Here is a 19603-nt window from a genome sequence, read left to right as displayed (position 1 = left end):
CGTCAGGGACGGCCAGTCGCGGTCAGCACTGTTCTGCACCATCCCTCCTCGGACAGATCGGCGGGCGCCCAGACAGCTCTCGCACCTGCGGCTATCGCTCCAGCGACGTCGCTCCTGGGATCGTCACCGACGTGGACCATCGCCTGAGCTTCGATGCCCAGACTTGATGCCAGATGGCTGAAGGCCGCGGGCGACGGTTTTCCGGCGCCGGCTTGTGCCGAGGCGACGACGGCGTCGAAGTTGCCGCGCAGTCCGACGTGGTCGAGGACCGTACCAAGACTCGACTGCCAGTTGGCCAGCACGCCCAGGCGGTATCCGGCAGCGGCGATGCGACTGACCAGGGTGTCCGCGCCTGGCCGCAGCCGCCAGTTCGTTGGTGATGTATAGCGCTTGATGATCGCTGCCGCAGCTGAGGAATCGGCAACGCCCAGACTGAGCAGGACAAGCCTGTAGAAGTGACTCAGTCCTTCGTCGATCGATCGATCGCAGGCCCAGAGCACCTCCGTCCGGTCCAGCAGGTGACTCCACTGCGAGAGACTTGCCTCGATACGGTCGGGTTCGGCACTGACCCCCCAGGTACGGCATTCGGTCGCGATCAGCTCGGCTGGGGAAAGGAGGTGCTCGATCAGGGTGAACCCGGCGTCGAAGCTCCAGGCCTGCGGGAGCCGATGGGATGCGGACGGTGCAGGGCAGCAGAGCACACTGAGCAGGTCGCGCAGTGCGTCGATCCCGGGAACGGTCAGGTTGGCCACCGGGCCCGGCCTGGTGAAGACCGTCGCGCGCGGTACCGCTACGGTTCGGTAGCCCGCTTCGGCTGCACCTTGCCAATCCTCGGGACTGTCTGAGACATACCAGCAGGACCGAGGATTCACGCCGTACAGATCGAAGAGGGCCTCGAACGCCTGGCGCGCAGGTTTGGGTTCTGTCGCGGTGCCGGCGTCGACGACGAAGTCGAGGTCGCCCGGACCGACTCCGAGAGCGGACAGTTTGCGCGCGGTCTTTCGGCTGGGCCCGTTACTCAGGATGCCGACGCCGAAGCCTGCACCGCGTGCGGCCGTGAGCAAGCCGGCGAAGTCGCCGAGAGGTTCGGCCGGTACCTCTGTGACAAGGGAATCGTAAGTGGCTGCGTAGGTGGCGAAGTCGACGGTCGGGTGCCACCGCGTCACACAGGCCCGGAAGTCCACCCGCCCGTAGTCCTGTGCCATCTGCTGGGCAGTTGGTGGCGTGAGGTTCAAACGACGAGCAACGGTTGCGCATTTGCGAACGCTGGTTCCGAAGGTGTCGACGAGTGTGTCGTCGATGTCGAAGACGAGCCAGGGCCGGTCCGATGCCGCTCGGCTGTCCGTCATCCGACCACCGTCGCCCGATCGGTGACGAGAATCGTTGCTTCGGTGAAGAGCGCCGTTGCCGAGAGGGCATGTTTGGTTTGCAGCTTGTTCAACCTATGGCTGCGTGACGGCGACCAATCCACCTCGACGACCACTCCTTCACCACCTGACAAGCCGGCAGCCGCCCAGCGCGCACGGGAGATCTGATCGATGACAGCGGTAGGGGGCGCCGCATCGGCATCGTCGTCCGCAACCGCCCAGACCCACTCAGAGGGGCGGTACTCGGCAGCCAGGATGTCGTCCTGAGGCGGCACATCGTGAACCTCGAACCGGTATCGACCCGCGGTGGCGCGGGTGCCGGCAACCAGTGCCTCGAGACGCACGCTGTCGTGAAGACGCCGGAACCACTCCGCTTCGGCACTGTCGACTCCTTGGGTGCTGATCGCGCTCCATGTCGTCGGCCGGCCGTCGGGACCTGCCTGTTCCACGCACCAGTGCCACAGGCCCCCCATCTTCTCCTCCAACAGGTCGAGGCCTACCGTGCCGACGTCATCCCAGTCGAGTCCTGCGCGCTTCAGACCGGCAGCAGCAGCGGACGGCACCATGAATCGCTCCGTAGCGGATGACTTGCTCGCAGCCCGGACGCAGTTTCGCCGTTGCTTCGCGGCGAACTGTGCCTCGCGTGCCATCGTGATCAGTTCGCGCATCGTGGTCCGTTCGGTGGCCACGGTGTAGCCGACGCTCGCGGTAATGGGCACCTGCTCGGCCAAGCTGGAAATGGCGAACGGAAGCTCGCAGATCGCCGTCCGAAGTCGTTCGGAGACTTCTTCGCCGTCCTGGTGCCCATATCCGGGCAGCAGGACGTAGGTTTCATCGCGGGTGCCGCTGTCCGCGACCGCCGCACCGGCAGGCAGGACGCTGATCATCCGCTCTCGCGCCATGCCGACCAGCTCGACCTTGGCCTCGATACCCTCTCGTCGTACCACCGCGGAACCGTCCAGATCGATCATCACGACGCTGACCGGGTATCTGCAGCTGTCATCGGCGAGGACTGCACCGGCGATCGCCAATCCTTCGCGCAGCCGAACTGTGTCGCGGAGAATGCGCTCGATGTTCTTCTCTCGTGTTTCGGCCGCAGCGATTGCCTTCATGGTGTGCTCCAGATCTCCTGATGACGACGCCCGAGGTCGATGGCCTCAGCGATCAACGAGTCCCTGCCGCGTCTCGTGCTGCCGGCAAGCTTCTCCAGAACCTGAGCGCCCCATGGGCCGAGCTGAATCTCTTGTGCCGGTGGAACGGGTGGGTCGTCGGACGCCCCCCAGACTGCTGCCCTGACCATTGCGGCAGCCGATTCGGGAACGGGACCGGACGTCCCGCCACGTCTTAAGGCGATCCACCTCGCCGGCAACACGGGGACCACAAGGTCCCACTCGTCTTCTTCCGGGCAATGATCGAAGCCCATCAGGGTCGTAGGGCATTGCTCACCGCGCCAAGCTTCGGCAGTGCCCTCCGCGATCGCGCTGCTGGCCATCAGCTGAAACATGACCTGCGCAGGCGCAGGTATGCGCTGATCGGCGGCGACCTGTGCGAGCCGCCCCAAGGCCTCAGCTGGTTGCGGACATCTGGTCACGGTCCAGTGCCAGATCGGTCCGTGCTTCTCACCGAGTAGATCCATGCCGCGGCGTATCCAACCGGTAGTGCCGCGATCCCATGGCCTGCCCGGGCATTCGACGATCCGCGCGCAGTTGCGATGCTTCTTGGCCTCCACCAGTGCATCGCGCGCGCGTTCCATGCAATCGAATGCCTCCAGCTGACCGCTCAGTACCGCGACACCGATGCTGACTGTGATAGGCACTGGACGCTTGCTGTGGCCCAGGACGAGCGGGGTTGCAGCAATGGCTCCGCAGAGACGCTCAGCCGCCGTCAGCGAGGCGGCTGGATCAAGTCCGGAGAGGATCACGTAGGTCTTGTCCCGCTGGCCACCGTCGATCGTCAGAACGCCCTCGCCGAGCACATGGCGGGTCGTTCGCCGGACCGAGTCGAGCAGCTCGAGCTTCGGACCGACGCCAAGACGCCGAACCGTCATTGATCCGTCCACGTCGACGAGGAAGATTGTCACGGTGCCGATGGTTCCGGAGCTCTGCAGGAGTTGAGCCAGGCGGCGTTCGCCCGCTTCAAGCCGCCAGCGGTCCGCACGCATCATCGTGAGGTCTGTCTCCTCGATGCTCAGGAGATCTGTGCGCTGCTGAACGCCAGTCGAACGGGTCATCGCTCGGTCCGCCCCACCGACTCGAACGTCAGGCGGGCGAGCAGTAAAGAGCCGATGCTCTCGCAGAAGGTTCCGATCCGGGTCGCACTGGCGGCGACGCTGGAGCTTGCCGGCCGGTCTGTGCTTCGAACGAGCTCTGGCTGCTCCCACCAATGACGCCCAGCGTCCAGCGGCAGTTCGCGTTCGATCGCGTTGACATCGTCAACGCTCGCCCGTGCAGTGGTGCAGGATCTCGCGGTGAGCGACACCGAACGCTGTGCGCGTTCCACTTTGGTGTACTCAGCGGTGAGATGGTCCCCGTCGGATCGCTGCCATCGATAACGGTGCCAGACTTCGTTGCCGGTGCGTTCGTCGGTGAACGCCAGAAGCACTGGCAACAGCCCAGGATCCAGCATGAAAGCCTTGGTGAACTGCCCCTGCCCAGGCGTCTGCAGCAGCTGAGCGCGCCCCTTCGGTCCGAGAGCGAGGAAGACCGCTGCCGCGGCAGTGGCAAGAGTGATCTGCTCTCCAGGGGGAGCAGAGAACCAGGCGGCGCTGGGACGATGCAGGCCTTCGGTGAGGGCCTGCGCCAGCCGGCGACATTTGTCGCCACGCAAGGCGTGTGCCGGGCCGATCACGTGATCACCAGCTTGGTCATCACCTCGTCGATGAAGGTGAGATCTCTGACGGCCTCCCGAACAGAAGTCCTCGCCGGGACCTTGTCCAGCACGACTTCGAGGAAGTGCTGCAGTTCACGCTTGAACGCACTCTCGCGCGATACGAGGGTCTCGGTGAACACGGCATCACCGGCGTCGGACCCACGCTCGCAGATGATGGTTGGTTCGTTCCGAACGAAGGGTGTTCCGAAGACCAGCTCGGTCAAGGAGCCCGGGCGATACAACGAGATCCGTTCGTCCCACTCCCGGGCACCGAGAAAGTCCGGCAAGATCTCGAACACACCCTGGACACGACCCGCTCTGAATCCGACGGTGACGCACCAGCCGGCCTCGGTCAGCTGTGCGCCGGCTGTGGTCACGGTGAGTGGACCGAACCATGCTGCCAGCAGGTTGAAGTGGTGAATGCCGAGCTCGGCGAGCAAGCGGTACACCTCGACGCGCGAAGGATCCGGACCGACGGCGGCGGTGACCACCGCGTTGATCGAGTCGTTCTCCGACATCCCGTCGCCGGGAGGCTCAGGTTTGTCGATCTGATAGAGCCGCTCGGTGCGATGCCGGCCGCCGGCGAAGTTGTGCGACCGCACCCACAGCGGTGGGTTGCCGTCGTCGAGGGCGCTCGCCACCCGTTCGACCGCGGCGTCGTAGCGCTTCATATAGCCGACGACGACTGGCACGCCGGTGGATGCCTCGATGGACAGCAGTTGCTGTGCTTCGAGAGTGCTCCAGCACAGTGGCTTCTCGACGAAGACGGGAAGGCCGGCTGCACTGGCTGCGGCAACGAGCGGCAGGTGATCCCGGTTCGCCACGACCAGGGCATCCACCCGGCCGTCGAGCAGATCCGAGACCTGCGTCGTCGCCGCGTCCTCGCTGAGCCCATAACGGCCGGCGATCGATCGTGCGAGCTGGGCTGAGATGTCGCAGACCGACGCGAGCTCGAGTCCCGGGATCTCCCGGATGTTCGGCAGATGGTGAGTCTGTGCGATCTTCCCGAGTCCGACGACCCCGACCCGGATCGGTGCGGGCGTCGTCATGATCTGCCGGCACCTCCGGGGACGGGCATCTTGCCATCCGCACGCTTGCGCAACTCACGGATGCTCTGCGCCAGCATTTCGTCGGGCGCCAACTCGCCGGACACCTCGATCGTTCGGTCGGGGGCGTAGTGTGCGGCGAGGTCTGCCGCCAACGCCTGGTGGGTCGCGATCCGTTCGAGGAACGCGGGACCTGTGTCCGACGGTCGTTGCGTGGGACGACCTCCGCAGCCTCGACACGTGCGCTCGTCGGTCAGCACGACTTGATGTGAGCCGCCGTCACAAGTCAGACAGACCAGTCGGCGGCTCGCACGGTCGATACACGTTGCTGCGGGCGTCCGGACATGGATCGCCGCATCCAGCGGCAGACCGCGCTCCTCGAGCAACTCGTCGAGCAGCCGCGCCTGCCGGGCATTTCCCGGCATCCCTTCGAGGATGAAGGATTCACCCAGGCGGGCGGCCAGTTCGCCGGCCAGCCCTTCCACGACGAGCTCATCGGGAATCCAGGCGCCGCGTTCGACCCAGGGCCGGACTCGACGGCCGAGGTCGGTCTCCGACTCGACAAGATGTGCGAAGTGCCTCCGTACTCCGAACGTGGCAATCGAACCGTCCAGTGCGACGAGCTTGTCGGTCAGAGTGCTTTTACCGGAAGCCGGACCACCGATGATGACGATGCGCATGTCAGTGTGCTCCCTCGGAATCGACGAATGCTGTTCCCCCGGTGTCGGCGAGTGCCGTTCGCAGGCCCTCGAGGGACGCTGTCAGCAAGGCACCGTCACCGCGCGGCGTGTACTCGGTCTCGGCGAAGACTTCGAGCTCCCACCAGCCTGCGAAGCCTGCCCGGCGCAGAGCGGCGACGAGGTTGGTCAGGTCGATCAGCCCGCGACCGGGGATTTCGCGCTGGAACGCCACTACCGGATCCAGAGGCCAGTCCGAGACGTGGACGACTGACAGCCGGTTGGCGTGAGTTTCGAGAACTGCATGGAGGTCCGGATCGGTCCACGAGTGCCAGAAGTCGATCACCAGTCCAGTGGCACGGCATGTCTCCAGAACCGAGATCGATTCAGCCAGGCTGGTCAGACAGGAAAGATGGACTGCTGCCGGATTCAAGGGTTCGAGCAGCAGCTCGCCGCCGTTCGCCGCAGCGTAGCCGTCGAGAGCAAGCAGTTGATCGACGAACTGTGCCTTCGCCTCCGCGAGCGGCAACCCGGGTGACGGTCCACCGGCGACGACCACGAGAGGCGCACCGATCTCGCGAGCATCATCCAGCGCCTTGGCGGCATCGGTCAGCAAGGTCCTACGGACACTCGCCTCTGGATGAACGAGCCCCAGAAAGACGCACAGACTGGTCGGCGTCACACCGTGATCCGCGAGCATCGACCGCACAGTCGCAGTCCCGAACTTGTCGACGGTGCTGCGCAGAACGCCGATCCCGGTGACCTGCCGGCGTTCAGACCAATCGAGGAGGTCGGCAAAGCTGGTTTCTGCCGCCATGAACTGATTGACGGACAGGCGGTCAGTTGGCTTGGGCTCCATCACGCTCCATCCGTCGAGAGGCCACGATGCCGGACAATGCTTCGAACTCCTCGCAGGTCAAGCCATCCGCACCGATACTGGTCCGGCCGTTGGCGTGGTAGTCCGAGCCGCCTCCTCGCAGCAGCCCGAGCCGGGTGCGCGCAGCCAGCAGACGGGGGTGATCGTCCAGGTGACGATGGTGGTAGGAACGGGACTCGACACCGTCCAGCCCGTGCGCTGTGAAGATCTCCAGGTCATCGATCAGCGTCCCGATCTGTTCCTCGGTGGCACATCGCCAGAGCGGATGTGCCAGGACCGTCGCGGTACCGGACCGGGCGGCCAGCGCGAGGACGTCCAGTGTCGGCAGGTAGATCGCCGAGGCCATGGAGGGATCCTGACGCCGGCCGATCTCGTCGTCGACCGAGCGAACCAGCGCATAGGCATCGTCGAACGGCATCTGTGCGCTGTCGGCGAGATGGAGCGCAACAGCTGTCTTCGACGCAAGCACCTTCTCGGGCGTCGGAACGTGTCCAGGAAGGTCCTGACGGCAGATCGTTTCCAGATCGGGCAACTGGAATCCACGCTGGATCAGCTTCCGCCGGCAGAGCTCGATGATCTGGTTCTTGCGGCGGATCGGGGTCAGCAGCCATTCGCTCGTGGCCGGATCGAGGTCACAGAGTCCATGACCGTACAGGAGCAGATGATGACGCCGGCCTTCGTGAACGGTGCTGATCTCTGTGCCCGGAAACGGCATCTCCAGGCCGCGTCCCGCTGCGTAGTCGGCCAGACCGTTCCACGTCACCATCGAGTGATCGGTGATGATCAGAGCGGACAGCCCGGAGGCAACCGCGCTGTCGATGACGGCTCGCGGGGTTGCCCGTCCGTCGGTCACTGTCGTGTGGGTATGCAGGTCCGCGTGAATCTTCATGCGCTACCTCTTCGTCGAAGCGAGTCGCAGGGCCTGCTCGAGTAGCGTCATGCTGTGCAGATTGTCAGCGCCGGAGAACGGAGGAACCGCATCGGCCGTCTTGCAGTCGAGCCAGACCCGGAGCAGGTCCTCGTTCAGAATCTCGAGCGGCACCGGCTCGGCCTGCGGGGAGGTCGGCTCCACCAGCTGCCCGTCAACTGACAGCGCACCCTCATGGACCACTACCCGCCCGCCGTCGCAGACGACATCCCATCCTGAATCGAAACGCACCGGTGTCTGGTCTGGTGCGGGAGCGAAAGTTGCGTCGTACACGATCGGCGCACCCGCCTCGGTACGGAGCAATCCGGTCACCGACGCGTCGCCGGTGAAGGGGCTCCACGGTGGATTCCAGGCAGCCAAAGCAACCACGGTCATCTCTGTGGACAGACACCACCGCAGGAGATCGAAGTGATGGATCGCTGCCTCACGCAGAAGCGGTTGATCAAGTTCCAGGCGCCAGTCGGTGCCAGGGGCCCAACCGCGGCCATCGAGCGCCATCCGGACCCGGACCGAGCGGATGCTCCCGAGGTCACCCGACTGCAAGAGGCGCCGGAGAGCGAGGAAGCAAGGGAAGTACCGCATCTGCTGTGCGACAGCCACCCTGCGACCGGCTGACTGGCCGGCATCGATGATCTGCTCGGCCTCGGTGAGCGAGATTCCCAGAGGCTTGGCCCCGATGAAGTCGGCGCCCGCGGCGAAGGCAGCCTCGGCGTTGGCCAAGCGGTGGCGAAACGGACTCGAGTCGATCACCAGGGTCGGCTGCCAGCGAGCAAGAAGTGGCAGCGCGGCGACGGCCCGCGGATCCGGGAGCTGGTACAGCTTCGCACTACGCGCGCGTTCACCGTCGTCGGGCTCCACGACACCGACCACCTGGAAATACTCGGACAGCGTCGTGAGGGCGGGCTCCCAGCACTGCCCGAACCCGCCGGTGCCGATCAGGACTACACGTTCCATCATCCGGCCTCACTTCAGCAGGCGAAGTTTTTCTTTGGTAATAGATTCATCAACGATCGGCCGCTCGTCGTCGAAGAGGTTCGACGTCGGGGATATCCAGCTGGTGTAGGTCACTCCGTCCGGCATCACATTGAGCCGGCGAATTTTGGGATCCGGATCTTCCTCTTCGCTGGACTCATCGATATCCACGGTGACGTCCTCCCATTTGAAGACGTCCACTTTCGAATCGCTCTTTCGCTGACGGTAGACGAGCTCGGCGCCGAGGCGGTCCTGGAACTCGCGGCTGATCGGCTCGATCGAGCGCGCGTTCGAGTCGTTGTAGGCGGAGAAGTCGGTCGCTTTCTTGAATCCATCAGGTATCTCGGAGCAGGTCCGGAAGATGAATTTCCGGAACCCGAGCCGACGTCCCCAGGTGAGGTAGTCGATGATGTCGTCGACCGACGAGACACCGTCTTCGGTCAGTACGCAGCTCAGCCGCGGGGTGAAGTGATCCGAGGCGCACTCCGCGACCGCCGACAACGCGGCGTCGGACATGCCGCCCCAGGACCGGGGCAAGGCCATCACCTGACGGTTCACGCCGGGATCATGATGCGCGACGCTGATCGAGATGCCGGTCAGACCGGCATTGATGAGTGCGGGGAGGAGCTCTGTGGTGTGCCCGCGCACCTCGACCGGCTTGAAAAGTCCCCAGCCGTTCGTGTGTGCGCGCGAACGCGCGAACCCGCGGCTCATGTTCGTGACCAGATCGACGAACTTCTGTGGGTGCAGTGTCGGCTCGCCGCCCGTGTACGCGATCTTGGTGACTCCGGCGAGTTGCGCGAACTCCTTGACGCGTGCCAGCCGTGCGTTCCAGGACAGATAGGGGCCGCTGGGTGTGAAGGTGATCTCGTTGGAGCAGAACTTGCAGCCGGCGTTACAGGCCGCGATCACCACCAGGGTGAGTATGGCGCGGTGGCTGAAGATGAACCGGCGGCCGTCGAATTCCACCAGGTTGAAGTTCTGATACACCCGGCCGTCGATCTCGGCGCCTTCGGGGCCGACGGTCTGAACGACGTGGCCCCGATGGTCTGTTGCGGGTTCGGTCGAGCTGATCAATGGCTGCATTTTCATATATCCCCCAGGCGTGTTTCGGCGCGGCTGATCCGCGTCAAATTTTACGGAGCGAGAAATGCGCATCGATGGCGGGCGCATTCGCGAAACCGAGGCGAGCAGGAGGTGTGGCTATGATTATGCCGATGCATTAGGCAGGAAATTCACGCTATCAATTCCGAAGTGCGGCAGCAACCCATCTGCACGTTGCTGCAAATCGATTGCGACCGCCTTGACGCATCGCATACGATCTGTTACTCGTTGTGTTGGCCTGGTTACCGGGACCTGGCTGCCGACCGAAGGAGTGGGGCGATGGCTGTCGGTCCGCCGGTGCGGTGGCGAGGCGTCGCGCACCGCATCGGGACGATCTTCGCCGCGGTGCACGGATTGGGATCGATCGGCTCGACCGGGCGGGCAATGGCGGCCGCCATTGTTGTCAACAGCGTTGGCAGCGGCCTGTTTCTCCCCTTGAGCGCCATCTACTTCACACAGGTGGTAGGCCTGTCGGCGGCTCAGGTCGCAGCCGGTCTGGGAATCGCGGCTGCTGTTGGTGTCGTGTCAGGCGTGCCGTTCGGCCTGCTGGCAGATCGCGTGGGATCCCGGGTGGTCCTGATCGGGCTGCTGATGGCGACCGGTCTGGTGGTCCCGTTCTATCTGCTCGTCGAAGCCTTCTGGCAGTTCACCCTGGTTGCGGCCGTCATCCGTGGTCTCGATCGTGGAATCTCCGGTGTGGCTGCTGCGCTGGTGGCGACAGTCATACCGGATCCGGCCGAACGTACGCAGGTACGGGCAGTTCTCAGAATGGCGTCGACCACGGGCCTGACGCTGGGCGCCGGGCTTTCCGCGGTCGTGCTGTCGGTGCACTCGAACGTCACCTACACCGCCGCCATTCTGGTTGATGCGGGGTCGTTCGTGGTCGCCGGGTTGCTGTACCTGAGGCTGCCGCCCGCCGCGGGAGCGCGGCGGGTCGGCCAACCCTCCGCGCTCCAGGCGATCAAGGATCGGCCCTACCTCGGCCTGACACTCGCTTTCAGTGTTCTGGCGATGTACAACTGGGCCGTTACTTTTGCGCTGCCGTTGTGGGCGTTGGCGGAGACGGAGTTGTCGCCCGCGGTGATCTCAGCCGCGTTCGTCGTCAACACGGCCGGGCACGTGCTCGGGCAGGTCCCCGTGGCCAGGCGGGTGAAATCACTGGAGCGAGCTACTCGCGCGGCCATCATCAGTGGTCTGCTGCTGGCGTTGGCGTGTTCGCTGTTCGCGCTGACCGCAGTCGGCAACGCCTGGACCGCGGCCGTGTTGCTGCTGGTGGCCGTTGTCGTGAACACGATCGGTGGTCTGGCTGCCGCGTCAGCGCAGTTCTATTTGGCCAGTGACCTCGCTCCCGAAGAGGCCCAGGGGCAGTATCAAGGGCTGGTCAGTACCGGGATGGCTGTCTCGGCGATGCTCGCGCCAAGCCTCTTTGCCGCGCTTCCACTGCAGTACTCGGGACTCGGGTGGGGCGCGATGGCTTTGATCTTCGGGGCTGCTGCCGTCACCGTTCTGCCGTTCTCCCGATCGATGGCCCGCAGCCGTGGCATCTCGGCCATCGCCCAACGGAAAGGTGCTGTTGCGACGTGATCAGTACGGATGCCGGAGAAGGTACGCACAGCACCGGATGGCGGGAGGCCTTACTGCAGCGGCACCGTCAGGCAGCGACCTCTGCTGTGCGCTCCCTGCCGCCTGGCACCTTCGATTCGGCTCTTCTCATCGGCAGCCTGGCGGCCGGCCTCGGCACGACGTCGTCGGACGTTGATCTGCTGTTGCTGACGGACGGCCCGTTGCTCGAGAGGCCCTCGCCGAAGACCGGAGCCAGTGGGGTCGGTCGCATTGATGTGGAGCATCTGACGCTGGCTGAGGCAACAGCACGGATCGAGAGCCTGCGGACCTATCGCGTCACCGAGAGTGTGACCACGCAGGTGTACGAGGTTGCTGAGGCTCTGGAGCTGTACTGCGGACTGTCGTCGACGCCGATCGTCCTTCAGGAATCCGACCAGCTGCGTGCGCTGCTCGACCTGTGCCGGACGGTTGACCGGTCAGCAGCCAGAATTCGTGTCACGCGAGCCACATTGCTTGCCAACAACACTCTCGAAGACACGCTCGGGTTCGTGGCGACCGGTGATGCCGACAGTGCGCTGATCTCGGCCGCAACCCTCCTGCACTTCGCCGTCGATGCCTTCTGTACCGCGAACGGCGACCTGTACTTCGGCCAGAAGTGGAATGTGCAACGACTGCGTCGCGTGCTGCGGGCGGATGATCCCTCGGGTCGAGCCGTTGTCGAAGCCCTGACGGGTGGCGCGGCCGACCGTGACGCCGCCTTCCGGCTGGTCGCTCGGAGAATCGCCACCGCGCAACAACTGCTGGCGACCGCCAATCTCACTGTCTGGCTCGACAACGAGGTGCGACTCATGGTCCCGCCGGCTGGGCCGCCGTCCCGAGGCTCGGTGCGGCGAGCGGACCGGTGGCACCTGCTGAAGTACGTCGAGCGCTGGATTCTGTCTGACGGCCGGCGGCACTACGAGGTGCCGTGGACGGCCGTTCTCGTGTGGTCGCTGGCCGGCACCGGGGCCGCATCGCTGGAGGCGGCGGCTCGATCGGAGATTGAGCGGCAGCTCGGCAGAGCGGTGAGCGAAGCGCTGCCCCGGTCGCTTCTGCAGCGATTACTCGAGCTCGGGGCGTTGACGACGGGGGACTCAGTCATGGCCGAGGTGTGAGCCGAATTCGCGAATTCTCCGCTGGACGTCCGAGTCCCATAGATCTTCGAATATCGATAACCCGGCATGATGGCCGGCCGCTGCCGCCGCAATGAGATTTGATCCAGCCGAATTTCCGTGCAAGCTCTTGGCGACCTCGCCGGCGGCGAAAACTCCGTCGATGCTCGAACGCCAGGACGAATCGACCTCGACATGACCGGACGGCAGAATTCGGCAACCAATCGCGGCGGCCACCGCCGAGCGCGGTCGTGACGCCGCCCTGGTGAAGACGGCATTGGCCTTGTAATCTCCCTGTGCAGTGTGAATTACTTGTGTCGAACGGTCACCCTCGATCGATAGCACATTTCCGTAGACAACACCGATGCCGAGAGCGCCGACAGCGGCAGCGGTCCGTGCCTCGAGCGGCTGGTCGGAGTTGGTGAAGAGCGTCACCGGACGGCAGATCCAGGTCAATCGCATGGCCAGGCCGACCGGCAGATCGGCGGGGCCCGGCGCGACTACCGCGACCGGCTTGCCGCGTTGCTCCCATCCATGGCACACCGGGCAGTGGTGGACGCCGTGCCCCCAGAGCTCAGCCATACCTTCGATCGAGGGCGGGGAGTCAGCTGCTCCGGTGGCAATGAGAACTCGGCGCGCAGGGATCGATCGAGCCCCGAGGTGAACCTGGAAGCTGTCGTTGCTCCCGTCGACGGACGTGACGGAACCGACGGTCGCGGAGACGTTCTCGTAGCGTACGAGTTGGTCGAGGGACGAGCTGTAGAACTCCTTGGGAGCGGTGCCGTCGTGGCCGAGGTATGCATGCATCTCGGTGGCCATGGCATTTCGCTGGGCGTTGTTGCCGATCACCATCACGTCGAGATTCATTCTCGCCATCGGCAGGGCGGCCGCCAGACCCGCGGCGCCATCTCCGATCACTACCACGTCGGTCATTGCTGTCCTTTCGGCCGGACGGGTCCGCGCGCCATGGAATGGTATTCGAAGGGTCGCCGATATATGTCTCCTATGATCCTCGATCGATGGTGACGGTTCAACGGGACCGAGGTGTTTGCAACAAGCTGCAATCTGCTGGGCGGCCGCTTGACCGAGCGTGACTCTGCCTTTACGTTCATTGGACCCGCGGAGAGACTCTGGCCGGAGGGGCGCCGGGACAACTCGACGTCTGCCCAAGCCGACAGAAGGGCTAACGATGCCAAATCTGGAAATGGAAGTCTCAACGGAAGGCGACAGCACACTCAGTGCCGATGAGGAGTCCTTCCTCAGCGGCCTGGCCATTGCTGACGTCACCTCCACCGGCGTAGCGATGTGCAACGGCTCGGCCTGTTGAGGCTGAGCTGACAAGCGGGTCTTCTGGCGTGCGCGTCAGGAGGCCCGCCCGGGGTCCGATCTGGGCTCGGCGGTCGGGCCGAACACAAGGGTGAGCAGCCGGGCGATTCCAAGTGGCTGTGATGAACAGGAAGGAAGTCGCACATGGAGACTTCGACCACCATCAACGACGCGTCCCTTGCCGCCGAGGAGCTTGCGCTGCTCGGTGGGCTCGCTATCACTGACCTGAGCGATGCCGGCGTGGTGATGTGCACCGGCTGCTGACGCTCAGCGCAGCTGGACCTCGGCTTTGCCGAGGTCCAGTTGTCGGCGGGAAGTGACAGCTATGAGTGAGCTGGTTGTGACACCGATCGCCGCGAACTCGTCGTGGTACGTGGCCGACGCGGCGTTCGGGATCGACGATGTGTACGCCGAGCTCGCGCGTGCCGCGGCCAACGGTTCACCGGTACATCGAGTGGGGGTCTATCTGGCGTCGGCCCCGGACGTCTTCGATGGCTTACCGACACCTGAGAGCACGGATGTTGTCGTGACATCTCATCTGCGCCACGCGGACGAGGTCCTTCGGCGGTCCCTCACCTGGGCACGAGACCATGACGTGGGGTTCGCGGTGGCCGGCTCGCCCGCGGCGCACCGCTGGCTGAACTCGCGCGCTGCCCATCCCTTGTGTGCCTCGCGTTTCATTGTTCTCCGGGTGGGCCGCGAGCGATGGCCGGAGCTCACCGGGCTGGAACTCGGCCTGGCGCCGTTCCGTGGACCGGCCGCCCCTGCGCTGAAACCCTTGTCCCGGAGATCGGTGCTCCACCTGGCTGATCGGCACGCACAGCAATTCATCCCTGCCGGCGTCGAGGAGCTGGCTTCTACGCTCGGGCTGACGGTGTCCGGGAAGATCGCTGAGAACCCGGCAAGTGCCGCCTTTCTGGCGAAGAGCCCGACGTCTCCTGACGAGTTCGTCGTCAAGCTTTCCCGGCGGGGCGTTTATGCGGGTCTGCATGGACGCTCCGACGCGGCCGCCCAGCGACTACATGACCACGCGATCCGCGCCGAGCTGGCCGGCCGGTCCGGTGCCCCGGAGCCGGTTGCGCTCCGCTGTTGCCCGGACGGCGTTGTGAGCATCGAAACACGCGCGGCGGGGTTCCCGTTGTCCGGACTCGTCATGGGACGGAATCCGATCTACAACGGCAGATCAGGAGACCGCCGTACCGGCCGTGTCTACACGCGGTTGATCGCACGTGTCATGCTCCAGGTGCTCCGGGTGCTGTCCGACCTCCATGCCATCGGTACCACCCATGGTGATCTCGCACCGAGCAACATCATCATCGACGCGTCCTCTGACGGAACGCTCTCGGCCGTCCTGGTCGATTACGAGTTCGCAGCATCGAAGTCCAGAGGTCGTTGTGTCTCCGGTCGCACTACGGGGTACAGCAGGCCGGCTCGCCTGCGGGACGATGGGAACTTGGTGGCCGACGACCTGCATGCTTTCGGCAGGGTCGTGCTCTCGAGCCTGATCGGGATCCAGAACCTCGGTGAACTCGATGTCGACGTGATGACGCGGGCCTTCCGGGCCGAGTCCTGTCGCCTTGGTCTGGAACCCGGTGACGCCGACGCGATGATCGACCTGCTGAGGCGCGAAACCCCGACAGAAGCCGACCGGAGGAGCTGGGAGGATCTCCTGCGGTCGATCTGCGACTACGCCGTCGCGTCACTCGAAGCAGGAGAACCGGCCAAGGCACGGTCGTGGGACTCTCGGACCGATCCACAGGCGATCGCCGGCCAGATCGTGGCGACCCGATCTCCGGACACCGATGCTGTGCTCTTCCCCGGCGACCCTGCGGCCTACTGTGGCATGGGTGCCAGCTTCGGCTATGGATCGGCAGGGGTCATAGCGACGTTGGCGGCCTGTGGGTACGAGGTCCGCAAGGACTGGGTCGACTGGACAGTTCGGCACGCCGCAACCCGGGGAACCACGAGGCCGGGCCTCCTCGGGGGAGCTCTTGGAACGCTGTGGGGAATCTCGGCGCACATCGACCCTGTCCAGCTCTCCTCTCTCACGAGTCTGCTGAAGTCATCTGACGGCTCGGTCCGGCGAACTCCAGGCGTCGCGGCCGAACTGTCGGCGCTCGAGCTGAAGTTGGGGCTGGAGAGCGGCGATCGCGGATCTGCGGCGGTTGTGACAATCGGCGATCTGCCAACGGTGAGCCAGATCTGCGATGAGTTGTGTTCCGTCGACCCCGAGGCTCTGGTTGCTGCCAACGGTCCACTTCGCACCTACTCCGGGGTCAGCGTTTCCGCGGCACTTCTCCTGGCTGCAACGGTCCTCGGCCATGAGCGGTACTACGCCGCCGGCCTCCGCTTCGCTCGCCACATGCTCGACAAGTCTTTTCCGGGTGACCGGGAGCGCGCATCGACATCGCTGCTGGATGGGCGCGCCGGCGTGCTCGGGGTCGCCATCCGGTACGCCTTCCAGGGCGGCGACACAGAGATGATCGGTCGCTGTCACGAGCTGGCCGAGGCTTTGGCAGGTGTTCATCCGCTGCAGGTAGGGGTGCATACCGGCCTGGCCGGCATTGGCCTGGCATTGCTCGACTGCCGTGATCTCACCCGGGACAGCGGTTATCAGGCGTTGCTTGCCCGGGTGACGGAGCGACTCGACGCACTTGCGGTGCCGACTGCGGGTGGCCTCGCCTTTCCGGGTGCCACGTTGTCGAGGTTGAGTAACGATTACGCCACGGGCAGTGCTGGACCGTTGGCGTACTATCACCGATTGGCGGGCATCGGGCCGGTGAAGGTCACGCATCCCATCCTTCAGCTGCTGGAGATGTATCCAGCCGCTTCTTTACCCTGCCGCCTGGGCCCTCGCAGCGGGGATGGTGCCCGCATGGGATGATTGACCAGTTGTGCAGGTAGCACCACCCGAGACGAACTGGATCCCCTCCGTGCCCGCTGGCTCCACGAATGTGCCGCAGCCGGGTCGTACCGACCCGACGCTGATCCGGAACTTCTGCATCATCGCCCACATCGACCACGGCAAGTCGACGCTGGCCGATCGGATGCTGCAGATCACCGGGGTGGTCGACGCACGCTCGATGCGGGCCCAGTACCTGGACCGGATGGATATCGAGCGGGAGCGCGGGATCACCATCAAGTCCCAGGCGGTCCGGCTGCCGTTCGCGCCGAAGCCGGACACTCCGGGTGGCCTGCTGGCTCCGGACGGTACGACGTACATCCTGAACATGATCGACACCCCCGGCCACGTCGACTTCACTTACGAGGTGTCGCGGTCGCTGGAGGCGTGCGAGGGCGCGGTGCTGCTGGTCGACGCCGCCCAGGGCATCGAGGCGCAGACGCTGGCCAACCTGTACCTGGCGCTGAACGCGGATCTGCAGATCATCCCGGTGCTGAACAAGATCGACCTGCCAGGTGCGATGCCGGAGAAGTACGCCGCCGAGCTGGCCCACATCATCGGCTGCCGGCCCGAGGACGTACTGCGGGTGTCGGCGAAGACCGGTGAGGGCGTCGAGGACCTGCTGAGCGAGATCGTCGCCCAGATCGAGCCGCCGAAGGGTGTCAAGGACGCCCCGCCGCGGGCGCTGATCTTCGACTCGGTCTACGACACCTACCGCGGCGTGGTCACCTACGTCCGGGTGGTCGACGGCGAGCTGACGCACCGTGACCGGATCAAGATGATGTCCACCGGCGCCGTGCACGAGATGCTCGAGGTCGGCGTCATCTCCCCGGAGCCGATGAAGTCGAAGAGTATCGGCGTCGGCGAGGTCGGCTACCTGATCACCGGTGTGAAGGACGTCCGCCAGTCGCGGGTCGGTGACACGGTCACCGCCGCGATCCACGGTGCGACCGAGGCGCTCGGTGGTTACAAGCACCCGCAGCCGATGGTGTACTCCGGGCTTTTCCCGATCGACGGTGACGACTACCCGACGCTGCGGGACGCCCTGGAGCGCCTGCAGCTGAACGATGCGGCCCTGCAGTACGAGCCGGAGAGCTCGGGTGCGCTCGGCTTCGGCTTCCGCTGCGGCTTCCTCGGGCTGCTGCACATGGAGATCGTCCGCGAGCGGCTCGAGCGCGAGTTCGACCTGGACCTGATCTCGACGGCGCCGAACGTGGTCTACCGGGTCGACATGGAGGACGGCAAGGAGCACGTCGTCACCAACCCGAGCGAGTTCCCCGAGGGCAAGATCGCCGACATCTACGAGCCGGTGGTACGGGCGACGATCCTGAGCCCGAAGGACTACATCGGCGTGATCATGGATCTGTGCCAGACCAAGCGCGGCAACCTGCTCGGGATGGACTACCTGTCCGAGGACCGGGTCGAGCTGCGCTACACGCTGCCGCTGGCCGAGATCGTCTTCGACTTCTTCGACCAGCTGAAGTCGAAGACCAAGGGCTACGCCTCGCTCGACTACGAGCCGACCGGTGAGCAGGCCGCCAACCTGGTCAAGGTGGACATCCTGCTGCAGGGCGAGACCGTGGACGCGTTCTCCGCGATCGTGCACCGCGACAACGCCTACGCGTACGGCGTCTCGCTGGCCGGCAAGCTCAAGGAGCTGATCCCGCGGCAGCAGTTCGAGGTGCCGATCCAGGCCGCGATCGGGTCCCGGATCATCGCCCGGGAGTCGATCCGCGCGATCCGCAAGGACGTCCTCGCCAAGTGCTACGGCGGTGACATCACCCGGAAGCGCAAGCTGCTCGAGAAGCAGAAGGAGGGCAAGAAGCGGATGAAGATGGTGGGCCGGGTCGAGGTCCCGCAGGAAGCCTTCATCGCTGCCCTCAAGACGAACGAGCCGGCGGAGAAGGCCAAGAAGTAGTGCCCGTCGAGATTCCGGCCGGTCTGCTCGTCGTTGCCTCCAGGGGACAGGACTGGGCGGACTGGCTGGATCGCCTGCCGCGGCTGACGCGTGAGCTGCTCGACGAGTGGCAGCTGCGAGTCGACGGTACGGCGGCGCACGGGGAGTGTGCGCTCGTCGTACCCGTCCGCACGGCCGACGGACAGAGCGCCGTACTGAAGGTGCAGTTCCCGCACTGGGAGGCGGAGACCGAGCATCTCGCGCTGCGCGACTGGGCCGGGAACGGCGCGGTCCAGCTGCTGCGGGCGGATCCGCGGCGGTTCGCGTTGCTGCTCGAGCGGCTGGAATCGCGCGACCTCACCACCCTTCCGGTTCTCGACGCGTGCGAGCTCGTCGGTACGACGTACCAGCGGCTGCACGTGGTCGCCGGGCCGCAGTACCGGACCTTGTCAGGGGAGCTCAAACGGTGGTTGGAGCGGTTCCGGCAGCTGCCGGCGTCCGCGCCGGTGCCGCATCGGTATGTCGAGCAGGCGATCTCGCTGGCCGAGGATTTCGTCTCGGATCCGGCCACCGACGGCCGGTTGATCCACACCGACCTGCACTACGAGAACATGCTGGCCGCGACGCGCGAGCCGTGGCTGGTGATCGACCCCAAGCCGTTGTCCGGTGACCCGCACTACGAGGTCGCTCCGCTGATCTGGAATCGCTGGGACGAGATCACCGGTGATCTCCGGTTCGCCGTCCAGCAGCGCTTCTACGCCACGATCGACGCGGCCGGCTTCGACGAGGAGCGGGCCCGCGGGTGGGTGATCGTCCGGCAGATGCTGAACGTGCTCTGGACGCTCGAGAGTTCCGGCGCGAACCTGCCGCAGGATTGGCTGACCCGCAATATCTCCATCGTCAAGGCCATCCAGGAGTAGCTACG

The 19603-nt window shown here is 65.2% G+C and carries 17 protein-coding genes; 6 read left to right on the top strand and 11 right to left on the bottom strand.

The features are described from left to right. Window positions 1-2: 2 nt before the first annotated feature. Genes ACFCV3_RS00530 through ACFCV3_RS00485 form a run of 10 tightly spaced genes read right to left on the bottom strand, consistent with a single transcriptional unit; the run spans window position 3 to window position 9908 of the window. Entirely contained in the window at window positions 3-1349 is a 1347-nt protein-coding gene (locus ACFCV3_RS00530; RefSeq protein WP_376024754.1) for an HAD family hydrolase, read from the bottom strand. Then, on the bottom strand, window positions 1346-2479 hold the full coding sequence (locus ACFCV3_RS00525) for a GGDEF domain-containing protein (protein ID WP_376024752.1): 1134 nt from the start codon (window positions 2477-2479) through the stop codon (window positions 1346-1348). Before ACFCV3_RS00525 ends, ACFCV3_RS00530 begins: the two co-directional genes overlap by 4 nt. After that, window positions 2476-3597, bottom strand: a complete 1122-nt coding sequence (locus ACFCV3_RS00520; protein ID WP_376024750.1) for a hypothetical protein — start codon at window positions 3595-3597, stop codon at window positions 2476-2478. The genes ACFCV3_RS00525 and ACFCV3_RS00520 overlap by 4 nt, the downstream gene beginning before the upstream one ends. Continuing rightward, on the bottom strand, window positions 3594-4214 hold the full coding sequence (locus ACFCV3_RS00515; protein WP_376024749.1) for a hypothetical protein: 621 nt from the start codon (window positions 4212-4214) through the stop codon (window positions 3594-3596). Before ACFCV3_RS00515 ends, ACFCV3_RS00520 begins: the two co-directional genes overlap by 4 nt. Further along, complete coding sequence (locus tag ACFCV3_RS00510) at window positions 4211-5284, bottom strand: Gfo/Idh/MocA family protein (RefSeq protein WP_376024747.1); 1074 nt, start codon at window positions 5282-5284, stop codon at window positions 4211-4213. Before ACFCV3_RS00510 ends, ACFCV3_RS00515 begins: the two co-directional genes overlap by 4 nt. Beyond that, entirely contained in the window at window positions 5281-5961 is a 681-nt protein-coding gene (locus ACFCV3_RS00505; protein WP_376024745.1) for an adenylate kinase family protein, read from the bottom strand. The genes ACFCV3_RS00510 and ACFCV3_RS00505 overlap by 4 nt, the downstream gene beginning before the upstream one ends. Before the next feature lies 1 nt (window position 5962). Beyond that, the gene (locus ACFCV3_RS00500; protein WP_376024743.1) at window positions 5963-6817 is read right to left on the bottom strand and encodes a sugar phosphate isomerase/epimerase family protein; all 855 of its coding nucleotides are present in this window, start codon (window positions 6815-6817) and stop codon (window positions 5963-5965) included. Next, window positions 6798-7724 (bottom strand): PHP domain-containing protein, encoded by a 927-nt coding sequence (locus ACFCV3_RS00495; protein ID WP_376024742.1) that lies wholly within the window; start codon window positions 7722-7724, stop codon window positions 6798-6800. Before ACFCV3_RS00495 ends, ACFCV3_RS00500 begins: the two co-directional genes overlap by 20 nt. 3 nt (window positions 7725-7727) lie before the next feature. Beyond that, the gene (locus tag ACFCV3_RS00490) at window positions 7728-8720 is read right to left on the bottom strand and encodes a Gfo/Idh/MocA family protein (RefSeq protein ID WP_376024741.1); all 993 of its coding nucleotides are present in this window, start codon (window positions 8718-8720) and stop codon (window positions 7728-7730) included. Between the two features lie 6 nt (window positions 8721-8726). Beyond that, on the bottom strand, window positions 8727-9908 hold the full coding sequence (locus tag ACFCV3_RS00485; RefSeq protein ID WP_376024740.1) for a radical SAM protein: 1182 nt from the start codon (window positions 9906-9908) through the stop codon (window positions 8727-8729). A 210-nt stretch (window positions 9909-10118) separates the two neighbouring features. Here ACFCV3_RS00485 and ACFCV3_RS00480 point away from each other — a divergent pair, with 210 nt between their 5' ends. Continuing rightward, window positions 10119-11423 carry an MFS transporter gene (locus ACFCV3_RS00480; RefSeq protein WP_376024739.1) on the top strand — a complete coding sequence of 435 codons (1305 nt, stop codon included), beginning with the start codon at window positions 10119-10121 and terminating at the stop codon, window positions 11421-11423. Beyond that, window positions 11420-12556 (top strand): hypothetical protein, encoded by a 1137-nt coding sequence (locus tag ACFCV3_RS00475; RefSeq protein ID WP_376024738.1) that lies wholly within the window; start codon window positions 11420-11422, stop codon window positions 12554-12556. The genes ACFCV3_RS00480 and ACFCV3_RS00475 overlap by 4 nt, the downstream gene beginning before the upstream one ends. On the opposite strand, the gene ACFCV3_RS00470 is transcribed toward ACFCV3_RS00475, so the two are convergent. Then, complete coding sequence (locus ACFCV3_RS00470) at window positions 12536-13486, bottom strand: NAD(P)/FAD-dependent oxidoreductase (protein WP_376024737.1); 951 nt, start codon at window positions 13484-13486, stop codon at window positions 12536-12538. The two genes, ACFCV3_RS00475 and ACFCV3_RS00470, sit on opposite strands and share 21 nt — an antisense overlap. A 256-nt stretch (window positions 13487-13742) precedes the next feature. Between ACFCV3_RS00470 and ACFCV3_RS00465 the strand changes: the two genes are divergently transcribed. The 4 genes from ACFCV3_RS00465 (at window position 13743) to ACFCV3_RS00450 (ending at window position 19598) form a co-directional block, all read left to right on the top strand. Then, the gene (locus tag ACFCV3_RS00465) at window positions 13743-13880 is read left to right on the top strand and encodes a hypothetical protein (protein ID WP_376024735.1); all 138 of its coding nucleotides are present in this window, start codon (window positions 13743-13745) and stop codon (window positions 13878-13880) included. Between the two features lie 324 nt (window positions 13881-14204). After that, window positions 14205-16763 (top strand): hypothetical protein, encoded by a 2559-nt coding sequence (locus ACFCV3_RS00460; protein WP_376024733.1) that lies wholly within the window; start codon window positions 14205-14207, stop codon window positions 16761-16763. Between the two features lie 49 nt (window positions 16764-16812). Beyond that, the gene (gene lepA / locus ACFCV3_RS00455; protein ID WP_376024731.1) at window positions 16813-18699 is read left to right on the top strand and encodes a translation elongation factor 4; all 1887 of its coding nucleotides are present in this window, start codon (window positions 16813-16815) and stop codon (window positions 18697-18699) included. Next, window positions 18699-19598 (top strand): aminoglycoside phosphotransferase family protein, encoded by a 900-nt coding sequence (locus tag ACFCV3_RS00450; protein ID WP_376024730.1) that lies wholly within the window; start codon window positions 18699-18701, stop codon window positions 19596-19598. Before lepA ends, ACFCV3_RS00450 begins: the two co-directional genes overlap by 1 nt. Window positions 19599-19603 lie beyond the last annotated feature (5 nt).

This window comes from Kribbella sp. NPDC056345, assembly GCF_042262745.1.
Classification (GTDB): domain Bacteria; phylum Actinomycetota; class Actinomycetes; order Propionibacteriales; family Kribbellaceae; genus Kribbella.
Note: the sequence above shows the minus strand (reverse complement) of the source record. Positions and strands in the feature narration are given on the sequence as shown.

Bases quoted from the DNA above. Each gene is read 5' to 3' on its own strand.
- ACFCV3_RS00480 (WP_376024739.1), top strand. From the start codon at position 10,119: ATGGCTGTCGGTCCGCCGGTGCGGTGGCGAGGCGTCGCGCACCGCATC.
- ACFCV3_RS00490 (WP_376024741.1), bottom strand. From the start codon at position 8,720: ATGATGGAACGTGTAGTCCTGATCGGCACCGGCGGGTTCGGGCAGTGC.
- ACFCV3_RS00460 (WP_376024733.1), top strand. From the start codon at position 14,205: ATGAGTGAGCTGGTTGTGACACCGATCGCCGCGAACTCGTCGTGGTAC.
- ACFCV3_RS00485 (WP_376024740.1), bottom strand. From the start codon at position 9,908: ATGCGCCCGCCATCGATGCGCATTTCTCGCTCCGTAAAATTTGACGCG.
- ACFCV3_RS00470 (WP_376024737.1), bottom strand. From the start codon at position 13,486: ATGACCGACGTGGTAGTGATCGGAGATGGCGCCGCGGGTCTGGCGGCC.
- ACFCV3_RS00505 (WP_376024745.1), bottom strand. From the start codon at position 5,961: ATGCGCATCGTCATCATCGGTGGTCCGGCTTCCGGTAAAAGCACTCTG.
- ACFCV3_RS00500 (WP_376024743.1), bottom strand. From the start codon at position 6,817: ATGGAGCCCAAGCCAACTGACCGCCTGTCCGTCAATCAGTTCATGGCG.
- ACFCV3_RS00465 (WP_376024735.1), top strand. From the start codon at position 13,743: ATGCCAAATCTGGAAATGGAAGTCTCAACGGAAGGCGACAGCACACTC.
- ACFCV3_RS00510 (WP_376024747.1), bottom strand. From the start codon at position 5,284: ATGACGACGCCCGCACCGATCCGGGTCGGGGTCGTCGGACTCGGGAAG.
- ACFCV3_RS00525 (WP_376024752.1), bottom strand. From the start codon at position 2,479: ATGAAGGCAATCGCTGCGGCCGAAACACGAGAGAAGAACATCGAGCGC.
- ACFCV3_RS00530 (WP_376024754.1), bottom strand. From the start codon at position 1,349: ATGACGGACAGCCGAGCGGCATCGGACCGGCCCTGGCTCGTCTTCGAC.
- ACFCV3_RS00520 (WP_376024750.1), bottom strand. From the start codon at position 3,597: ATGACCCGTTCGACTGGCGTTCAGCAGCGCACAGATCTCCTGAGCATC.
- ACFCV3_RS00495 (WP_376024742.1), bottom strand. From the start codon at position 7,724: ATGAAGATTCACGCGGACCTGCATACCCACACGACAGTGACCGACGGA.